12 protein-coding genes are annotated in these 19,355 nt (G+C 38.3%); 4 read left to right on the forward strand and 8 right to left on the reverse strand.

Annotation, left to right across the window (positions count from 1 at the left end; genetic code table 11):
- Positions 1-291: 291 nt before the first annotated feature.
- Complete coding sequence (msrA, locus tag A5844_RS13400; protein ID WP_086285668.1) at positions 292-807, reverse strand: peptide-methionine (S)-S-oxide reductase MsrA; 516 nt, start codon at positions 805-807, stop codon at positions 292-294.
- A gap of 632 nt (positions 808-1,439) precedes the next feature.
- On the opposite strand from msrA, the gene A5844_RS13405 reads away from it, so the two are divergent.
- Positions 1,440-2,732: an ISL3 family transposase gene (locus tag A5844_RS13405; protein ID WP_086285669.1), complete on the forward strand. Its 1,293-nt coding sequence runs from the start codon at positions 1,440-1,442 to the stop codon at positions 2,730-2,732.
- 146 nt (positions 2,733-2,878) lie between these two features.
- On the opposite strand, the gene rpoC is transcribed toward A5844_RS13405, so the two are convergent.
- Positions 2,879-6,532, reverse strand: coding sequence for a DNA-directed RNA polymerase subunit beta' (gene rpoC, locus A5844_RS13410; RefSeq protein WP_086285670.1), 3,654 nt, complete (start codon positions 6,530-6,532; stop codon positions 2,879-2,881).
- A 78-nt stretch (positions 6,533-6,610) separates the two neighbouring features.
- The gene (gene rpoB / locus A5844_RS13415) at positions 6,611-10,228 is read right to left on the reverse strand and encodes a DNA-directed RNA polymerase subunit beta (RefSeq protein ID WP_161972810.1); all 3,618 of its coding nucleotides are present in this window, start codon (positions 10,226-10,228) and stop codon (positions 6,611-6,613) included.
- Between the two features lie 427 nt (positions 10,229-10,655).
- Here rpoB and A5844_RS13425 point away from each other — a divergent pair, with 427 nt between their 5' ends.
- The gene (locus A5844_RS13425) at positions 10,656-11,627 is read left to right on the forward strand and encodes a biotin--[acetyl-CoA-carboxylase] ligase (RefSeq protein WP_086285672.1); all 972 of its coding nucleotides are present in this window, start codon (positions 10,656-10,658) and stop codon (positions 11,625-11,627) included.
- A gap of 558 nt (positions 11,628-12,185) precedes the next feature.
- Here A5844_RS13425 and A5844_RS13430 read toward each other — a convergent pair.
- On the reverse strand, positions 12,186-12,419 hold the full coding sequence (locus A5844_RS13430) for a hypothetical protein (protein ID WP_086285673.1): 234 nt from the start codon (positions 12,417-12,419) through the stop codon (positions 12,186-12,188).
- 325 nt (positions 12,420-12,744) lie between these two features.
- Between A5844_RS13430 and A5844_RS13435 the strand changes: the two genes are divergently transcribed.
- Entirely contained in the window at positions 12,745-13,713 is a 969-nt protein-coding gene (locus A5844_RS13435; protein WP_086285674.1) for a hypothetical protein, read from the forward strand.
- Between the two features lie 517 nt (positions 13,714-14,230).
- On the opposite strand, the gene A5844_RS13440 is transcribed toward A5844_RS13435, so the two are convergent.
- The 4 genes from A5844_RS13440 to A5844_RS13455 all read right to left on the reverse strand — a co-directional run bounded on the left by A5844_RS13440 (position 14,231) and on the right by A5844_RS13455 (position 18,779).
- Positions 14,231-15,214 carry a polyprenyl synthetase family protein gene (locus tag A5844_RS13440; protein WP_086285675.1) on the reverse strand — a complete coding sequence of 328 codons (984 nt, stop codon included), beginning with the start codon at positions 15,212-15,214 and terminating at the stop codon, positions 14,231-14,233.
- A gap of 28 nt (positions 15,215-15,242) precedes the next feature.
- A complete protein-coding gene (locus A5844_RS13445; protein WP_086285676.1) occupies positions 15,243-15,809 on the reverse strand; it encodes a Gx transporter family protein in 567 nt (188 codons plus the stop codon).
- Between the two features lie 12 nt (positions 15,810-15,821).
- Positions 15,822-16,190 (reverse strand): NusG domain II-containing protein, encoded by a 369-nt coding sequence (locus A5844_RS13450; RefSeq protein WP_086285700.1) that lies wholly within the window; start codon positions 16,188-16,190, stop codon positions 15,822-15,824.
- 654 nt (positions 16,191-16,844) lie between these two features.
- The gene (locus tag A5844_RS13455) at positions 16,845-18,779 is read right to left on the reverse strand and encodes an NAD(P)/FAD-dependent oxidoreductase (RefSeq protein WP_086285677.1); all 1,935 of its coding nucleotides are present in this window, start codon (positions 18,777-18,779) and stop codon (positions 16,845-16,847) included.
- A 214-nt stretch (positions 18,780-18,993) separates the two neighbouring features.
- On the opposite strand from A5844_RS13455, the gene A5844_RS13460 reads away from it, so the two are divergent.
- Positions 18,994-19,355, forward strand: a 362-nt coding sequence (locus A5844_RS13460; RefSeq protein WP_179190606.1) for an FAD:protein FMN transferase, incomplete at its 3' end; no start/stop codon positions are given.

The following is a 19,355-nucleotide window of genomic DNA, read 5'->3' on the forward strand; positions in this document are numbered from 1 at the left end:
TGACAACAGCGCTTTGATCTGAATATTAAGACAGGAAATTGAAAAATAGCTTCCCATATTTTACAATTTTTTGGCTTAATATTGAAGATCAGCTGTTGGAACACCGTTTATTGAGGTTGTGAAAGAAGCGTTCTGCACTGAGTAATAAGAAAAGAAAATAGGAAATGGCTCTTCACATTTTTTATTTTTTTGGCTTATTACCGAAGTGTAGCTGATTGAACACCGTTTATCAATATTATGGCAGTGAGTGATCAAACAGTTAAGCAAAAAACAGTACAGGAGTCACATCTTTTACCAATGTTTACGCAAGAAACTAGCTCGGCCTGAGCCTTCTCGGTAGAGCTGGTAATGAAGCTTATTTTTCTTATAGTAGTCTTGATGATAATCTTCTGCAGGATAAAAGGTCGTCCGAGGTTCGATTTTAGTGACGATTGGCTGAGTAAATCGTCCGCTATCTTGTAATTGTTGTTTTGATTTTTCTGCGATTGCTCGTTCCTCTTCATCACCATAATAAATCACTGGCCGATAGGAATCCCCTCGATCGGCAAATTGGCCTAAAGCATCTGTTGGATCTGTTTGTTGCCAATAGATGTCGACTAGTTGTTCATAGGAAATAATATCTGGATCGTATTGGATCTCTACTGCTTCCGTGTGGCCTGTCAGACCTGTCGTAACTTGTTCATATGTTGGATTAGGCACATGTCCACCAGTATAACCAGAGGTCACAGAAATGATTCCTGGTTGCTCTTCAAAAGGCTTGACCATGCACCAAAAACATCCACCTGCAAAGACTGCTTTTTTCACCATATAAAATCCCCCTTTTTTATCATCATACCCTGATTTTTAAAAGGAGGATAACGTTTTGCTTATTTTATAAATAAACATTTATTATACATCCAATATTTCCCATACCAAATCGAATTGATCGTTTACTTGATTAAAAGCTGATAAAACAGGTACCACCTATTCCAACAAAGGAATACAACATGCTCACTTTTCTATTTTAACTTGTTATTAAAATCAATGTAAAAACATCCATAGGAAATTTTCTTTTGATTTCTAATTCACTTTACCCTCCTAGGGTATAATCAGAAGGTTTCCAATTATTTTATTATTTTTTGTGGATAACTTCTCATAAAGATCAATAGGATTTTTCCACAAGCAATCACACTTTATATTCTAATCTCTCTGTGGATAAGTATACTTTTTTATTTCAAAATATTTATCCACAAACCACTGTTGCTTTGCTTCAGCGATCTACAGGAAATATGTTGAAAAAATAGGTCATAATGTTACTTTATCCATAAGAAAAAACGGCTCTATACTTTTTGATGTTGGTGAATTTCACCAGCATCTTTTTTATTGAGAAAAAAGTAGAAAAGACACCTTGAAATCCTTTAGAATTGATTTGGCATAACCATTCATAAGGAGGACTCAAGATGTCTTATACTCAGCTTATCAAAGATACTCTAAATATTCTAGACCTAAATATCCATTTTGAGGAAAATTGCTTAACGAAAGAAAAGTACAAAGGCCAAATTTGCATGATCTATCGTGGGAGGCTTCGCTATTCACCTGAAAAATGTGTTCATTGCCACTGTGTCGTCCCCTCTCAGCTTATCCGTTGGGGGACGACAACCGTTCGGTTGTTACTCAATGATGTTTCTGAATACCGAACTTATTTAGAATTGAAGAAACAACGCTTTAAATGTAAGTCTTGTCATAAAACCTTTGTTGCCGATACTTCGGTTGCTGAAAAGCACTGTTTTATTAGTCAAAAGGTCCGTTGGTCTGTCGTCACTCGTTTAAAGAAGAACACTTCAATGACCGAAATTGCCTACCAAAAAAATATTTCTGTCTCTTCCGTTTATCGAATCATGAAAAAATTTTATCGTCCATTGAATCCCTTGAAACAAAGCTTACCAAAAACTTTATGTTTCGATGAATTTAAGTCTGTTCGTAGTGTGTCTAGCGCCATGAGCTTCATTATGATGGATGGTGACACCCATGAACTACTTGATATTTTAGAAAATCGACGCCTTCCCTATCTAGAACGTTACTTTTTGCGCTTCTCATCAGAAGTTCGAGAGGCGGTTCAATGGATCGTTATTGATATGTATGCACCTTATGTTTCCTTAGTGAAAAAGCTATTTCCAAACGCGAAACTGATTATTGATCGATTCCATATTGTCCAGCATATTGGTAGAGCATTTCGCAATCAACGAATCAAAGAAACAAATCGGTTGCTTAAACATTCTTCTTCTCAAAAAAGCCTAGGTAGGAAGCTAAAACGTTACTGGAAACTTTTACAAAAAGAAGAAGGAAAACTAGATTATGACAAACGCACTTGGCGAGCCGGTTTTAAAGAGTATTTAACAGAAACCGAAATAGTCGGTCGCCTTCTTAGAGACTGTCCTAGTCTACGCTCTGGTTATCAACTCTATCAAAATCTACTTTATGCAGTTAAAAAGCGTGAAATTGACACGTTTAAAGAATATTTAAATGTGGGAAAAACAGACCTTCCTGAAATCTATGATAGAACTTTGAAAACCTTTAAAAAGTTTCTTCCACAAATCGAGAACGCCCTACGTTATGGCTACTCAAATGGCCCTTTGGAGTGTTTGAACAATCATATCAAGGTATTAAAACGAAATGCCTATGGGTTTCGAAGCTTTTACAACTTTAAATTACGAATCATGATTCGGCATGGGAAAGCATTACTCATAAAATAAAAAAAGGAACAGAAAGAAAAATAGTTCTTTCTGTTCACCAATCATTCTAGGATTTCTCTTCACCAACATCGTTTGACAAAGAGCCGAAAAAACCAGAGCTGAGATCTTTCTTTCAGCTCTGGTTTTTCATAGAGATAGAATCTAATCTATTTTTTTTGTTCGTTCATTGCGTCTTCTGCAGCCATTTGTGCTTCGATGTCTGAAATACTGTAGACATTTTCGCTTGCTACGCCGACTTCTTTTGGTTCCATGTTACGGTAACGTGGCATACCAGTACCAGCTGGGATGATTTTACCGATAATAACATTTTCTTTCAAACCAAGCAATGGATCTTTTTTGCCTCGGATCGCAGCATCAGTCAAGACACGAGTTGTTTCTTGGAAGGATGCAGCAGACAAGAAGCTGTTTGTTTCTAATGATGCTTTCGTAATACCAAGCAAGACAGGACGAGATGTTGCAGGAACACCGCCAGCTACTAATGTATTGTAGTTTTGGTCTTTGAAATCTGCAATATCTAACAATGTACCTGGTAAGATATCTGTATCACCTGGGTCCATTACGCGAACTTTACGAAGCATTTGACGTACCATTACTTCGATATGTTTATCTCCGATTTCTACCCCTTGCATACGGTAAACACGTTGTACTTCACGTAATAGATAGTTTTCAACGGATAATACATCACGAACTTGCAACAATTGTTTTGGATCGATTGATCCTTCTGTCAATGGTGCGCCACGATGCACGGTGTCGCCTTCTGCTACTTTCATACGTGCTGTGTAAGGAACAGTATACGTACGAGTGTCTGTTTTCCCTTTGATCGTTACTTCTTTCGTACGTGTTGCAGGATCTTCTGAGATATCGATGACATCCCCTGTTACTTCTGTGATCACTGCTTGCCCTTTCGGATTACGTGCTTCAAAGATTTCTTGGACACGAGGAAGACCTTGTGTAATATCGTCTCCGGCAACCCCACCTGTATGGAACGTACGCATGGTCAACTGTGTACCTGGTTCACCGATTGATTGTGCCGCAATCGTTCCAACTGCTTCTCCGACTTCAACGTCAGAACCAGTGGCAAGGTTACGTCCGTAACAATGTTTGCAGACACCATGTTTTGTATTACATGTGAAGACTGAACGGATCGTTACCGTTTCAACTCCAGCATCCACGATTTGTTTTGCAACATCTTCGGAAATCAATTGATTTCCTGCAATGATCAATTCGCCTGTTTCAGGATGACGTACTTCTTTACGTGTATAACGTCCAATCAAACGATCTTCTAATGATTCGATGATTTCATTTCCTTCACGGATTGCTTGGATTTCTAGACCACGGTCAGTGCCACAATCTTCTTCACGAATGATGACATCTTGGGCAACGTCAACTAAACGACGAGTAAGGTAACCTGAATCGGCTGTCTTCAAGGCTGTATCGGTCATCCCTTTACGAGCCCCGTGAGTTGAGATAAACATTTCCAAGACAGAAAGTCCTTCACGGAAGTTCGAAATGATTGGCAATTCCATGATTCGGCCATTCGGTGCGGCCATCAATCCACGCATCCCAGCAAGCTGAGTAAAGTTGGAGATGTTACCACGGGCACCTGAGTCTGACATCATGAAGATTGGGTTTTTCGCTTCCAAACCTTCCATCAGTTTTTGTTGGATACTGTCTTTTGCAGCATTCCAAACAGCAATTACACGTTCATAACGTTCATCATCTGTAATCAAACCACGACGGAATTGTTTCGTGATTGTTTCCACTTGTTTGTGGGCATTGTCGATGATGACTTGTTTTTCATTCAGTACGCTGATATCTGCAATACCTACAGTGATACCGGCATGTGTCGAATGTTTGTAACCTAGATCTTTCATACGGTCAAGCATCTTAGAAGTTTCTGTTACTTTGAAACGTTTGAAGACTTCTGCGATGATATTCCCTAGATTTTTCTTCTTGAATGGTAAGACTAACTCTTGTTCTTTGATATGAGCAGGAATATCTGTTCCAGCTTCTACAAAGTATTTATCTGGTGTTTGGACAGTTAAGTTAAAGTCAGTTGGTTCATTCAAATAAGGGAACTCTGGTGGCATGATTTCATTGAAGATGATCTTACCAACTGTCGTGATCATCGTACGCTCTTTTTGCCATTCCGTAAATGGTTTGTCTCCTAATGAAGTAGGATTGACACCAATTCGTGAATGTAAATGAACGTAGCCGTTACGCCATGCGATCACTGCTTCGTTTTGGTCTCTGAAGACCATTCCTTCGCCTTCACGACCTTCTTCTTCCATTGTTAGGTAGTAGTTACCTAAAACCATATCTTGAGAAGGTGTAACAACTGGTTTACCATCTTTTGGATTCAAGATGTTTTGTGCCGCTAACATCAGCATACGTGCTTCTGCTTGTGCTTCTTCATTCAATGGTACATGAACGGCCATTTGGTCTCCATCGAAATCGGCATTGTAAGCTTCACACACAAGCGGATGTAGACGAATAGCACGACCTTGAACAAGTACTGGTTCAAATGCTTGGATACCTAGTCTGTGAAGCGTAGGTGCCCGGTTAAGTAGTACTGGATGTTCTTTGATGACATCTTCTAATACATCCCAAACTTCGTCTTCTTGACGTTCGATTTTACGTTTTGCATTCTTGATGTTTGAAGCAAGTTCACGTTGAACTAATTCACGCATCACAAATGGTTTGAACAATTCAATCGCCATTTCTTTTGGCAATCCACATTGATACATTTTTAGGAAAGGTCCTACAACGATAACGGAACGACCAGAATAGTCTACACGTTTACCTAATAAGTTTTGACGGAAACGACCTTGTTTCCCTTTCAACATATGAGAAAGAGATTTCAATGGGCGGTTACCTGGTCCTGTAACTGGACGACCACGACGACCATTGTCGATCAACGCATCCACAGCTTCTTGTAGCATACGTTTTTCGTTTTGAACGATGATTCCAGGAGCATTCAAGTCTAATAAACGTTTTAAACGGTTATTACGGTTGATTACTCGACGGTATAGATCATTCAAATCACTTGTCGCAAAACGACCACCTTCTAGTTGAACCATCGGACGTAGATCTGGTGGGATCACAGGGATCACATCCATTACCATCCAGCTTGGTTCATTTCCTGAAGCACGGAATGCTTCTAGGATATCCAAACGACGGATCGCACGTGTCCGTTTTTGACCTTGTGCTGATTTCAATTCTTCTTTTAATTCAGCAACTTCTGCATCTAGCTCAACATTATCTAATAATTGTTTGATAGCTTCTGCACCCATTGCTGCTTGGAATTCTTGTCCATATTGTTCACGTTTTTCACGATATTCACGTTCCGTCAACAATTGTTTTTTCTCTAAGTTTGTATTACCTGGTTCGATGACCACATATGAGGCAAAATAAATGATTTCTTCTAGTGCACGTGGACTCATGTCTAAGACAAGACCCATACGAGAAGGAATACCTTTAAAGTACCAGATATGTGAAACCGGCGCTGCTAGTTCGATATGACCCATACGTTCACGACGAACTTTTGAACGAGTAACTTCCACACCACAACGGTCACAAACGATCCCTTTATAACGGATACGTTTGTATTTTCCGCAGGCACATTCCCAGTCTTTCGTAGGACCAAAAATCCGCTCACAGAACAACCCTTCGCGTTCAGGTTTTAAGGTACGATAGTTAATCGTCTCAGGTTTTTTTACTTCACCATAAGACCAGCTTCTGATTTTTTCGGGAGAAGCCAAACCTATTTGCATACTTTCGAATTTATTTACATCGATCAAAAGGGGTTCCCTCCATTTCGTTTAATGGCAAACCGTAAGGCGGCTGATCTTCGACCGCCTCACAGCTCATAGACCGGATTAGTCTAAATTATCTTCTGCGGTTTCAAAGTTTTGGATGACTTCGTCCTGTTCATCTTCCACTTGTTCAGCAGCTTTCTTTTCTAATTCTTTTGCTGTTTGTTGTTCAGCAAATTTTGTCAATGCATCGACTGTGATCAAATCATCGTCTTCGTCATCCATATCACGAAGTTCGATTTCACTGTCTTCAATGTCTAATACTCGCATATCTAATCCTAGTGATTGTAATTCTTTCACCAATACTCGGAATGATTCAGGTACACCTGGTTTTGGAATTGGTTCACCTTTAACGATCGCTTCGTATGTTTTCACACGTCCCACTACGTCATCTGATTTGTATGTCAAGATTTCTTGCAAGGTATAAGCCGCACCGTAAGCTTCCAGTGCCCAAACTTCCATTTCCCCAAAACGTTGTCCACCAAATTGAGCTTTACCACCCAATGGTTGTTGCGTAACTAATGAGTATGGTCCAATTGAACGAGCATGTAGTTTATCATCGACCATGTGGGCAAGTTTGATCATGTACATGACACCGACAGACACACGTCCGTCAAATGGTTCACCTGTACGTCCATCGTAAAGGACTGTTTTCGCATCGCTAGCCATGCCAGCTTCACGAACAGTTGCCCATACGTCTTCATCATTTGCACCATCGAATACTGGAGTTGCTACGTGGATACCTAACTGACGTGCAGCCATCCCTAAATGTAATTCCAATACTTGTCCGATGTTCATCCGAGATGGTACCCCTAAAGGATTCAACATGATATCGATTGGTGTGCCATCAGGTAAGAATGGCATATCTTCTTCCGGCATAATACGGGAAACGACCCCTTTATTACCATGACGTCCAGCCATCTTATCCCCTTCATGGATTTTACGTTTCTGAACGATATAGACACGTACAAGCATGTTGACACCTGGTGATAATTCATCGCCAGCTTCACGTGTAAAGATCTTCACATCATGAACGATCCCGCCGCCGCCATGTGGCACGCGTAGAGAAGTATCACGTACTTCACGAGCTTTTTCACCAAAGATCGCATGCAATAAGCGTTCTTCTGCCGAAAGTTCTGTTACCCCTTTTGGTGTTACTTTACCGACTAATAGGTCTCCATCTTGCACTTCTGCACCGATTCGGATAATCCCCATTTCATCTAAATCTTTCAATGCGTCTTCACCGACGTTCGGGATTTCGCGTGTGATTTCTTCTGGTCCTAATTTTGTATCACGAGCTTCTGATTCATATTCTTCAATATGGATAGATGTATAAACATCATCTTTAACCAGACGACGACTCATGATGATTGCATCTTCATAGTTGTAACCTTCCCAAGTCATGAAACCGACTAAAACGTTTTGTCCTAGCGCCATTTCTCCTTGTTCCATTGAAGGTCCGTCGGCTAAGGTATCGCCTTTTTCGACTTTTTCTCCCAAATGAACAATTGGACGTTGGTTATAACTTGTTCCTGAGTTTGAACGGCGGAATTTAGTTACGGCATATTTATCTAGCGCACCATTATCACGACGTACGCGGATTTCAGATGCATCTACAAATTCAACGACACCGTCATGTTTACATAGTAATGCTGCACCTGAGTCATGGGCAGATTTATATTCCATACCAGTTCCAACCCAAGGCGCTTGAGGATTGATTAACGGCACTGCTTGACGCTGCATGTTGGCACCCATCAAGGCACGGTTGGAGTCATCGTTTTCCAAGAAAGGAATACATGCTGTCGCTACAGCAACTACTTGTTTTGGTGAAACATCCATATAATCGACTTTATCGATTGTTACTTCCAAGTTTTCACTTTGAGCACGAGCCATAACAACATCTTCAGCGAAAGTACCATCTTCATTTAACAAGCTGTTTGCTTGGGCAACAATATAATGGTCTTCGATGTCAGCTGTTAAGTAATCGATTTGGTCTGTAACACGACCTGTTTCACGATCAACACGACGATAAGGTGTTTCAATGAAACCAAATTTATTGACTTTCGCATAACTAGACAAACTATTAATCAACCCGATATTTGGTCCTTCAGGTGTTTCGATCGGACACATACGGCCATAGTGAGAGTAATGCACGTCACGTACTTCATAACCAGCACGGTCACGTGTCAAACCACCAGGTCCTAAGGCTGAAAGACGACGTTTGTGGGTCAACTCACCAAGTGGGTTAGTCTGATCCATGAACTGAGACAACTGAGAAGAGCCAAAGAATTCTTTGATACTTGCTACAACTGGTCGGATATTGATCAATTGTTGCGGTGTCAACGTTTCAGTATCTTGGATTGACATTCTTTCACGAACCACACGCTCCATACGAGCAAGTCCGATACGGAATTGATTCTGTAAAAGTTCACCGACAGAACGGATACGACGATTTCCTAAATGATCGATATCATCTACATTTCCGATACCTTCCATCAAGTTCAAGAAGTAGCTCATTGAAGCAACGATGTCTGCAGGGCGAACGGTCTTCACTGATGTATCTGGATAGCCGTTACCGATGACGTTTACTTCACGTTCTGGATCTTTTGGTGAAAAGACTTTGATGACTTGGACTGTCATTGGGTCAGTCACTACGCCATCCTCTGTTGGATAATAAGTTACTGAGTTTAAGCCGTTATCAATGAAAGGAGCTAATGTTTCCATCACTTGATGCGTAAGAACAGTTCCTTTTTCAACAATGATCTCACCTGTTTCAGGGTCAACCAATGTCTCAGCTAATGTCAAATTCAATAGACGTGTTTTCAAGTCTAATTTTTTATTTACTTTATAACGACCTACATTCGCCAAATCATAGCGTTTTGGATCGAAGAAACGTGCATTTAACAAGTTACGAGAACTGTCAGCTGTTTTTGGCTCACCTGGGCGAAGACGCTCATAAATATCTTTTAAGCCTTCTTCTGTTCTTGAATCACTTGCATTTTTGTGTAAATCTTTTTCAATCGTATTACGTAAAGTTTCGCTATCTCCGAAGATTTCAAAAATCGTATCATCCGACCCAAAACCTAAGGCACGAACAAGTACTGTCAATGGAATCTTACGAGTGCGGTCGATACGCACGTAAGAAATATCTTTTGCATCAGTTTCCATTTCTAACCAAGCGCCACGGTTAGGAATAACGGTTGAGCCGAAACCTTCTTTTCCGTTTTTATCCACTTTTCCGTGGAAATAAACACCTGGTGAACGAACTAATTGAGAAACGATAACCCGTTCTGCACCATTGATGATGAACGTACCTTGTTCTGTCATTAATGGGAAGTCACCAAAGAATACTTCTTGTGCTTTGATTTCACCAGTTTCACGGTTTGTCAAACGTAAAGTAACGTGTAAAGGAGCAGAATAATTGGCATCATGTGCCCGAGCTTCTGCTACTGTATACTTTGGTTCTTTTAATTCATAATCTACAAATTCCAAAGAAAGATTGCCATTAAAGTCATCGATTGGCAAAATATCTTCAAACATTTCTCTTAGTCCTTCATCTAAGAACCATTGATATGAGTCTGTTTGAATTTCGATCAAATTTGGTAATTCCAACACTTCACTGATTCGTGCGAAACTTCTACGCTCGCGATGTTTTCCGTATTTTACTACGTGTCCAGCCAAGCTCTTCACCCCTCTAAAATGTCATTCAAAAAGACTACCCGATCAATTGTTACAATAATATTAAAAATATTATATTTAGGTAACAACAGACATTTTTTGCGGCTTTTAGGCAAAAAAAAACCAAAAATAGAACATTCTCTTGAATCTTACCTTCGTGAGCTTCTATTTTTGTTTCCTTATATTCAAGCCGAAACGGACAATATTTCGTTTCTGCCTTTGCTTCATCAGATAGTTTTTGCAACTTCATATAATACACTGTTCTTCTATAAAAGTCAACCCTTCCTGGCGTTTCCTGTAAATTCTCGTAATTTTTTCTTCATTTTCTCATTTCTTATCCTTTTCTAGAAAATATTTGCTACAAAGATTCCTGAAGAACCACACTATTTCGATTCATCATCTGCTAAAATACAAAGAAAGAGGTGAGAGTATGACAACAAAACAACGAGTCTTGGAATTACTAAAAAATTCCACTGATTTTACTTCTGGTGAGAAAATTGCCCAACAACTTCATGTTTCGAGAACTAGTATTTGGAAAGCCATCAAAGAATTAGAAAAAAAAGGTTATCAATTTGAACATCATCCAAAAGGCTACCGTTATTTACCGTCTGATATTTTAGATGCTTCTGAAATCGAGCAAGCGTTACAGCCTTTTACGGCAGTACAAGTCTCCGTCTGTCAACAATCTGAGTCGACGATGAAAGATGCGAAATTAGCGACGACAGAAATACCATCTGTTGAACAGTTATTTGTAGCTGATACACAAGAACAAGCCCATGGTCGTTTCGGTCGTCCGTTCTTTGCTAAACCTGGACAAGGAATCTATATGAGTCTCTTGCTTCATCCTCAACAGCATTTCGACGAACTACCTCAGTATACGATTATTGCAGCCAGCGCATGCATCAAAGCTATTCATGAACTCACTGGGAAAGAAGCAAAAATCAAATGGGTCAATGATATTTACCTTGATAATAAAAAAGTATGTGGAATCTTATCTGAAGCAGTAAGTGACATGGAATCTGGAGTGATCCGTTCAGTGATCATTGGCATTGGCATGAATTTTTCTATTCCACAAGACGAGTTCCCTGCAGATATCAAAAACAAAGCGACCTCATTATTTCCAGATGGTTTAGAAACAGTCACAAGAAACCAGCTGATTAATTGTATTTGGAAGCATTTCTTTTTGTATCTCAAAGATGAAACAAAGACATATTTAGATCTTTATAAAGAAAAATCTTTAGTACTTGGAAAAAAAGTCAATTTTACACAAAAAGGACAAACTTACACGGGAATTGCAAGTACAATTGGGGAACGTGGGGAATTAATCGTACAAGTGGGCGATCAACCATTCACCCTCTTTTCAGGAGAAATTAGTTTGAGTGGTATCGATGGATTGTTCTAAACAAAAGAGACTAGGATATCCTCAACATATCCTAGCCTCTTTTTGATCAATGGTGGTAGTGTTTAATCCCGCAATTATTACTTTAGTATTCCTTTCGTGTTGCAGGTATACACGAAGGATATTTTTTTCATTAACTTTTGTTCTAAGTAAATATATGTTCTATTGTGTCTCTTTTATCGTAAACAAACGACTGCCCCTAACACAATAACTATTATCTGATAATGACAATAAATTATATTCCAGATGCTCACTATTATTTTCTTTTAAGTTAGTGCGCTTCATTCTACTGCTTTTCCCCGAAACAAGTAGTATTTGTCAATCAGATTACTATGTTGTAACTCCCTTATTCTATGCACTTCTTACTTTCTACTACTTTAACTTGATAAAATTTTCGCTTCTACCTTTATACGTTCGTCATTCAGTACCTCCTCTCTTACCGTTTCTCACATCATAAACTATTATTTAGTTGTGCATTTTTTTTGTGTAGAATTACAACATTCTTTATTGAATCCATTTCAACAATATGTATCAATCATCCTTACAGAAATTTAAAAAAGTTTAACTACGACAAAATTGTAATTGATTAGTTGATGATGAAGAAAGATACTCGATTTTTAAATTAAATTTCTTGACGATGACACAACGAATCAAAAACTTATCAGCTGCTGTTAGCGGCTGATTATATTCTTTTTCAATATCATGGAACGAAAAACTTTTTTTCTTTTGGATTAAGCCATTGATCATTTCTGTTACTGCTAATCTTGATAAATCTGATGATAATTGTTTTCTCAAATTGATTCTCCTTTTTACGGTTGTTAGTTCAGACTATAGCATGAAATTTTTCCACCTTAAAAACAAATTTTTTTTAAAAAAAGAAAGATTGTTCTAACTGAAATATTGTTTGCCTTTCAAATAAAACTTGATTCAATTATTAAAACATTTTTCACTTTGCACAAAAAAATCAAAATTAAAGTTATTCTTAATTTTAAAATATAACTAGAATTTTTCAAATTAAACACACAACAATTTCCAAGTGTTGGAAATAGTCGGTACTGTATAACAGATCAAATATGGTATTTTTGTTATATATTTTATTAAAGGATAAGGAGAAAAAACGATGCCTACAAACAAAGAATTAAAAAGTCTTGAAGCACAGTATAATGACCTTCTGGCAGAAATAGAAAAAAATAGAAAGAATTCTACGGTTTATACAGAATTAAATGCAGAGCGTATCAAAGTAGGGCAACAGTTAAAACGCGCAAAAGAGAGAACCAACACTGGTAGTAACGAATCGAAAGAAAAGAAAGTGAAACAAAAAAGCAGCTCCCAACAGCAACCTGCTGAAAAAACAGTCTATTCAGAACAGCAGCCTTCAAAAACTCAAAACAAACAAAACACACAGAAAAGAGACTATAAGGCAGAGATTATGGAGCTTCAACAACAGAAAAGGAATACAAAGAATCAGGACGTAGCAGAGAAAATAGATAGGCAGATTGATAAACTTAGAAAATTACAAAATGCAGAAAAAGACAAACAACAATCGAGCTTAGAAAAAGCACCTGCCAAAAAACAAAACAAACAAGTACATAAAAGTGAAGTTTCAGCTAACAGAAATGATACTCTGAGCCAAACAAAACCTAAACAACAGCCAAGCATACAAAAATCTCCTGTGACAGAGCAGAGAAGGTCAGCACCTGAAGAAAAATCAGCAGAAAGCCTTAAACAACAAAAAGAAAATCTCATGATTCAAAATCGTCGAAACACCCAGGCAAATCTGGAAAACGGCTCCATAGGTAGAACAGAATTTGCATTAAAGGATGTACAAGATGAGCTGGCCAAACATGTTAAAAGAAATAAATCTTTCGTTGGGAAGTTCGTTAATCTTTTCCGAAAAGGAAAAATAAAAAAACTGATGAATCAGCAAGTGGCTTTGGAGAGCGAACTTGCTAGGAAGAAACAAAAAAATGCTGAATTGGACAAGCCTAGTTTTAATGTCCAGACACATGATGCAATCAAGCAAAGTAAACAATTAAACAATGCACAACAACTGGGCAACCCAAGTAAGGCAATCAATCACCAGCATTAATAAAATAACATTGAAAAAAAACGGCTAGACTTTTCTTCATCAGAATTCTCTGAAAAAGAAAAGCCTAGCTGTCTTACTGTACTATTTATTCGTTGAGGCCAACTCCATTTCCCCCAAAACGTCAAACATTGGCATCTACCAATAAATAGGATGAATGTTTTGCTACTTGTTTTGTCCATGATCCACTTTATCTTATGTAGTTAATCTTATATTTCTTCTTATTTTTTGTAGTCTCCTCCTTCTTCTCTTATCGTTCATTCCTCTACAAAACATACTATCGTAGGCACTCCTTTAGATGAAAAGAGTCTACGGCAGAAGCGACAGAGTCACGACTCCCTAATGAAATCAAGAGTAACAAACAGCTGAGTTCGCATGTTAAAAAACTACATTAAATAAACACACGATACCTATATTTAGCATACCTGTTTCTTCTAGTAGGTACAAAACCCTTTTTTCTTTTTAAAGAAAAAAATGAGCACCACTCACTAAAAAGACTACTCATTTTTTTATTTTTTAATCAATCCACTCGTTTTAAGATCAATGTAGTGAGTGCCGCTAGCGTATCACTTGCTTGTGTAGATGGTAGCTTATGAATCTCTCTCAATGCTTTTTTTGTGTAAGATTCTGCTAGTTCTTGCGCATTTTCCACACCTTTGACTTCGACAACGATCTGACGAACTTTTTCCGCTTCTATTTGAGATAATTCTGCTTTCTTTTTTAAATAGCTAAGTAACTCATCCTTTTTTTCTGTCTGCAAAGCATAGATCAACGGCAATGAATAAACGCCTTGACGGATATCTTCTAGTACGGGTTTACCAATCGCTTCACTCGTTTTTGTATAATCCAAAATATCATCAATAATTTGAAAAGCCATACCAATCGATAAGCCAATTTCTCCCGCTTTTTTTGCAAATCGTTCACTTGTTCCACTTTCATAAGCGCCCACAAAACAGCTAAGTTGAAATAATTCCGCTGTTTTTCCAGAAATATTCTCTAAGTATTCATCGACAGATAGGTGGTAGTTGTAACGGTTATCCATTTGCCCTAATTCGCCATTTAGCACTTTCTCCATACTTTTAGCATTTAACTGCATGCTTTTTAAGGAGCTCGCATATTCTGAAAGAAGTTTGAAACAGCAAACAAATAAGTAGTCTCCCGCATAGACCGCCACGCTGTTCCCAAAGCGACTTCGCAAGTTGGGTTTTCCTCTACGAACTTCTGCCTCATCCACGATATCATCATGGATCAATGTCGCAATATGAAGCATTTCGATAGAAGCAGCTAATGATATCGCTTTTTCTCGATCTTGTTCTGGGCCAAATTGCGCAAAAAGCAATTGGTAAGCAGGACGAAGCAACTTCCCACCAGCATGGATTGTTTCTTTGATTGCTGTTTCTACCGGTTTATTTTTTAATCGGACGACCTGTTCCATCTTCTTTAATGTTTCACTCAACTCATCTTGAATCGTAGGATAATCTGCCCACATCTGATGTAACTTCATAAAAAAACTCCTTGTCCTTCTATAACGATTATTTTTTTAATAAAACTGATTGCCATTGATCTTTTGTGTGTTTTTCATATTCTAATTGAAATCGTTGGAGTGTCCGAACATGCTTTAACAGATAATTAGCAGAAATCCCGATTGCGATCCCAGATAAAATCCCCAAAAAAGAAAGGATAGGTAAATACAACATGACAGTCCATGACTGGGCAATAAATGAAGCAGTCACTAATTGCCCCACGTTATGCATAAACCCACCTGTTGCACTAATTCCTATAATGCTGACACGCTTAGGGCCTAACTGCTTCACTAAAAGCATTCCGAAATAACTCAGAAGAGCGCCACTCATGCTATAGAGAAATGTTGAAATCGTTCCACCTAATAAAGTTGTCAAAAATAAACGCAACCAAAGTAGTAAAAAACTATCTCGTTTATTCATCGTAAATATCGCTACGATCGTAATCAAATTCGCTAATCCCAATTTAGCACCAGGTGCAAAAGAAAATGGGTAAGGAATCATATTTTCTAGCAAGCCGATAATAACACCTTGGGCAACTAATAAAGAAATATAAACCATTTTTTGCAATTTACTCATGGTGTGAACCGTCTAATAAATTAGACCGTCTTCTCCACTCCCATCTGTTGATCGAACTTCGATCACTAATTTATGAGGCAAACACACGATTGTCTCCCCATTTTTAGATACCCAACCACGACGGACACAAACTTGATCCCCACAATCCGCTTCCTTGATTCGTATCCGTTCACCATCAATCTCAATCAGGTTGGTATCCCCATCTTTATCTTCATAGAGAAACGTGTAAGACGTTTTCCCAGCAATTAATGGAAATGTTTTGATCTCTTCTCCATCAACCCGTAAAATTGCTTCCTTATCAGGGGCTACATTCGTTTGTTGATAACTGAATACAATGATCGGCAAAAAAGAAAGAACAATCAAAAACAAAATAATCACCATATCCCAAGGCTTCAACAAACTTTTCCTAATAAATTCCTTCAAACACCCATCCCCCTTCTCTAAAGAAATAATTGACCCAATTTTACCATGGATAAGCAAGGTTGTGAATGAGCCGGGTAGCTCTGCGCAAATAAGAACACATTTTTCAAAATAGCTTTTCATATTTTGTAAAAATGAGGGCTTATTTGTTGAAGAGCTGGCTCATGAACACCGTTTATCGCAAGGTTGTGAATGAAGCGATTTGCACTGAGTAATAAGATAGAAAAAAAGAAAATGGTTCTTCACATTTTTATTTTTTTTAGCTTATTACCGAAGTGCAGCTTCATGAACACCGTTTATCACAAGGTTGTGAATGAAGTGTTCTGGCCTGAGTATTAGAGAAAGCAATCAGAAAACAGCTCTTCATGTTTTTTGGTTGATTGAGCTAATACCGAAGGACAACTTCATGAACACCGTTTACCAAGGTTGTGAGTGAACCGAGTAGCTCTGAACAAATAAGATAGCTTTTCCTTATCGCTAATTCTATTCAAGAAAAAGACGAGCTTGGAATGCACAAACATCCCAAGCTCCTCTTTCAATTTAGGGGATTGGAAACTTCCCCTTTACATTTAAACCCAAATTATTAGCAGTCAAAAGCCTATTTTACACATACACTTATTTTGCTCCGTAACGTGATTTTGGTTTTCCATACCACCAATTGCCTAAGGTCTTTTGTAACCAAGGAATCACCCAACGGTCAAGACCGATTGCACGACCTGAACCATTCATCAACGCAAAGGCTACAAAGATAAACCAAATATTTACCCAATAAAACATGCCTGAGATACAGAATGTGATGACTAGCACAATTGTTGTGGCACTACATAACCAAGTAAATAAACCTGCAATCAAAGCTAACGCTAAGGCAATCTCAAAGAATACCATGAATTTTTGGAAGAACATCGCTACATCATTATTTGGCATAATCACTTGCATCATACTGTTGAACCAATCTGGAGATTTATCAATTACAGCCATTGGTTCTTCCCCATAAGCGTAACTCAAACCGAAATGTGCTGCTTGTGTAGCTGCCTCACCTGTTGTTGCACCTGCACCAGTTGCCGCTGTAGTCGCATCACCAGCTGCTGAAGCTCCACTTGCTACATCCGTAACATTGTATTCCCATGTCCATGGAAAGACACTGTTTCCTGTGAACCACGAGCCTTCGCCAAACCATGTGCTTGGTTTTAAGACTTCACCATTACCGATCATTTTCTTCGAGGCTTCCACTAACCAAACAAGTCCGTAGAAAATTCGTAATGGTACACTCCATAAGACATTCCCGTAACGTGAAGAGTGTCCACGTGTCACATTACGATCATCTTTGATATGGAAAAATTCATGCATCATATATTGGAACATATAGTAACCTGAACGAATGTCAAAGAAGTACTTCAGATTCACGATATGCTTCATGATAATTGCTAAAAATCCGCTTAAATGGATTTTATCGAATAAGTTAGCGACTCCCCATTTAGCACCTACGGATACCATGAAGCCTTGATAGTTTCCTTTGAATTTGTGCTTCTCGCCACCTTTAATCGAAGCCACGATATTGGCTGCTGCAGTGTGACCAGTTTGTTCTGCCGCTTGAACGATTTGCGGTGTTGGTGTATTTGGGAATTCTTCATAATAAACTAAGTCCCCAATAATGTAGATGTTTTTATCCTCATATCCTTTAGCCTGCATGTATTCATTGGCGATTAAGCGTTGACCACGTGCAGTTTCAAGCCCAAAATCAGCTGCATCCGTCGTTCCCTTGACACCAGCAGTCCAAATCAATGTATGGGTCGGAACTTCCCGTCCATCTTTTAATTTGATATGATCAGGCGCCACTTCCACAATTGGTGCATTCAATAACAATTCTACATTTTTCTTATTTAAATAGCGTTCTGCTTTAGCTGCATCATTACGATCCAACATATTTAAAATCGTTGGCATCGCTTCAACAACCATCAATGTGATTTCATTAGGGTCCAATTTGTAATCTTTCGCCAAACGATCTTTCCAATCGATTAACTCGCCGATCATTTCAATCCCCGTAAAGCCAGATCCACAAACCACAAATGTCAACATTGCTTGACGTAGTTTTTCGTCTGGTTCTAGCGCAGCTTTTTCGACCGTTTTTTCGATATGTTTACGAATTTTGACTGAATCTTCAAATGACCAAAGAGTAAAGCCATTCTCTTTTACACCTGGTGTGCCAAAGTCATTGGGTTCGCCACCCATTCCTAAGATTAGTTGATCAAAAGGATAAGCGCCTAATTTTGTTTGGACGATCTTTTTATCTTTGTCAATCCCGATCACTGTATCTGTTACTAAATCAACGTTTTTTTGTCGTGCAAATAAACGTTGTAAATCATACTGGATTGCTTCAGGTTCGACACGCCCTCCAGCTACTTCGTGAAGTTCTGTCATCATTGTGTGATAAGAATGACGATCGATCAATGTGATCGTAACATCTTCCTTTTTAAGTTTTTTTGCTAAATGTTTCGTTGCTGAAACACCAGCATATCCCGCACCCACAACGACAATATTTTGCTTTGCCATTGAATAATCGCTCCTTATTTTATCTATAATTAAATCATTAATTACATCAATTGAAATCGTTTTTTATGTTTGATAACTGTCTCTTATACACATCTAGATGTGTATAAAGAAAGTGTATTAAAATACAAAGCATGAACGCGCTTTTCTATTTTGTGAAATAACGCTTAACTATAATAGTAGATTCTAAATAAACAGAAACGAAATGAGGAAATACATGTTAAAGAAACGATTACTTCCAATCATGTGTTTGTTATGCATATTGACCTTTGCTGGTTGTGGTGTAAGTACAAACACTGAAGAAGCAAATACAAAAGATACTACGACCTCCTTGCTTACTGATCCTTATTCAGATGAGCAATTCTTATTGGGTACTTATGTACGTATAAGAGTATACGATAAAGACAAGGAAGAAGCATTAAAACCTGCTTTCGATCGTGTGAAAGAACTAGGTGATAAGATTACTATCAATCAATCTGGTTCAGAAATTGATGAAATAAATCAGCAAGCTGGAATCAAACCAGTGAAAGTTTCTGATGACGTTTATACATTACTAAAAAAAGCCTATGAGTATAGTGA

This window comes from Candidatus Enterococcus wittei, from assembly GCF_002140175.1.
In the GTDB taxonomy this organism is placed as follows: Bacteria; Bacillota; Bacilli; order Lactobacillales; family Enterococcaceae; genus Enterococcus_B; species Enterococcus_B wittei.

Coding starts and splice junctions, on each gene's coding strand:
- msrA (WP_086285668.1), bottom strand. CDS start 807: ATGGTGAAAAAAGCAGTCTTTGCAGGTGGATGTTTTTGGTGCATGGTC.
- A5844_RS13440 (WP_086285675.1), bottom strand. CDS start 15,214: ATGAAGTTACATCAGATGTGGGCAGATTATCCTACGATTCAAGATGAG.
- A5844_RS13450 (WP_086285700.1), bottom strand. CDS start 16,190: ATGGTGATTATTTTGTTTTTGATTGTTCTTTCTTTTTTGCCGATCATT.
- A5844_RS13455 (WP_086285677.1), bottom strand. CDS start 18,779: ATGGCAAAGCAAAATATTGTCGTTGTGGGTGCGGGATATGCTGGTGTT.
- A5844_RS13435 (WP_086285674.1), top strand. CDS start 12,745: ATGCCTACAAACAAAGAATTAAAAAGTCTTGAAGCACAGTATAATGAC.
- A5844_RS13405 (WP_086285669.1), top strand. CDS start 1,440: ATGTCTTATACTCAGCTTATCAAAGATACTCTAAATATTCTAGACCTA.
- A5844_RS13425 (WP_086285672.1), top strand. CDS start 10,656: ATGACAACAAAACAACGAGTCTTGGAATTACTAAAAAATTCCACTGAT.
- A5844_RS13445 (WP_086285676.1), bottom strand. CDS start 15,809: ATGAGTAAATTGCAAAAAATGGTTTATATTTCTTTATTAGTTGCCCAA.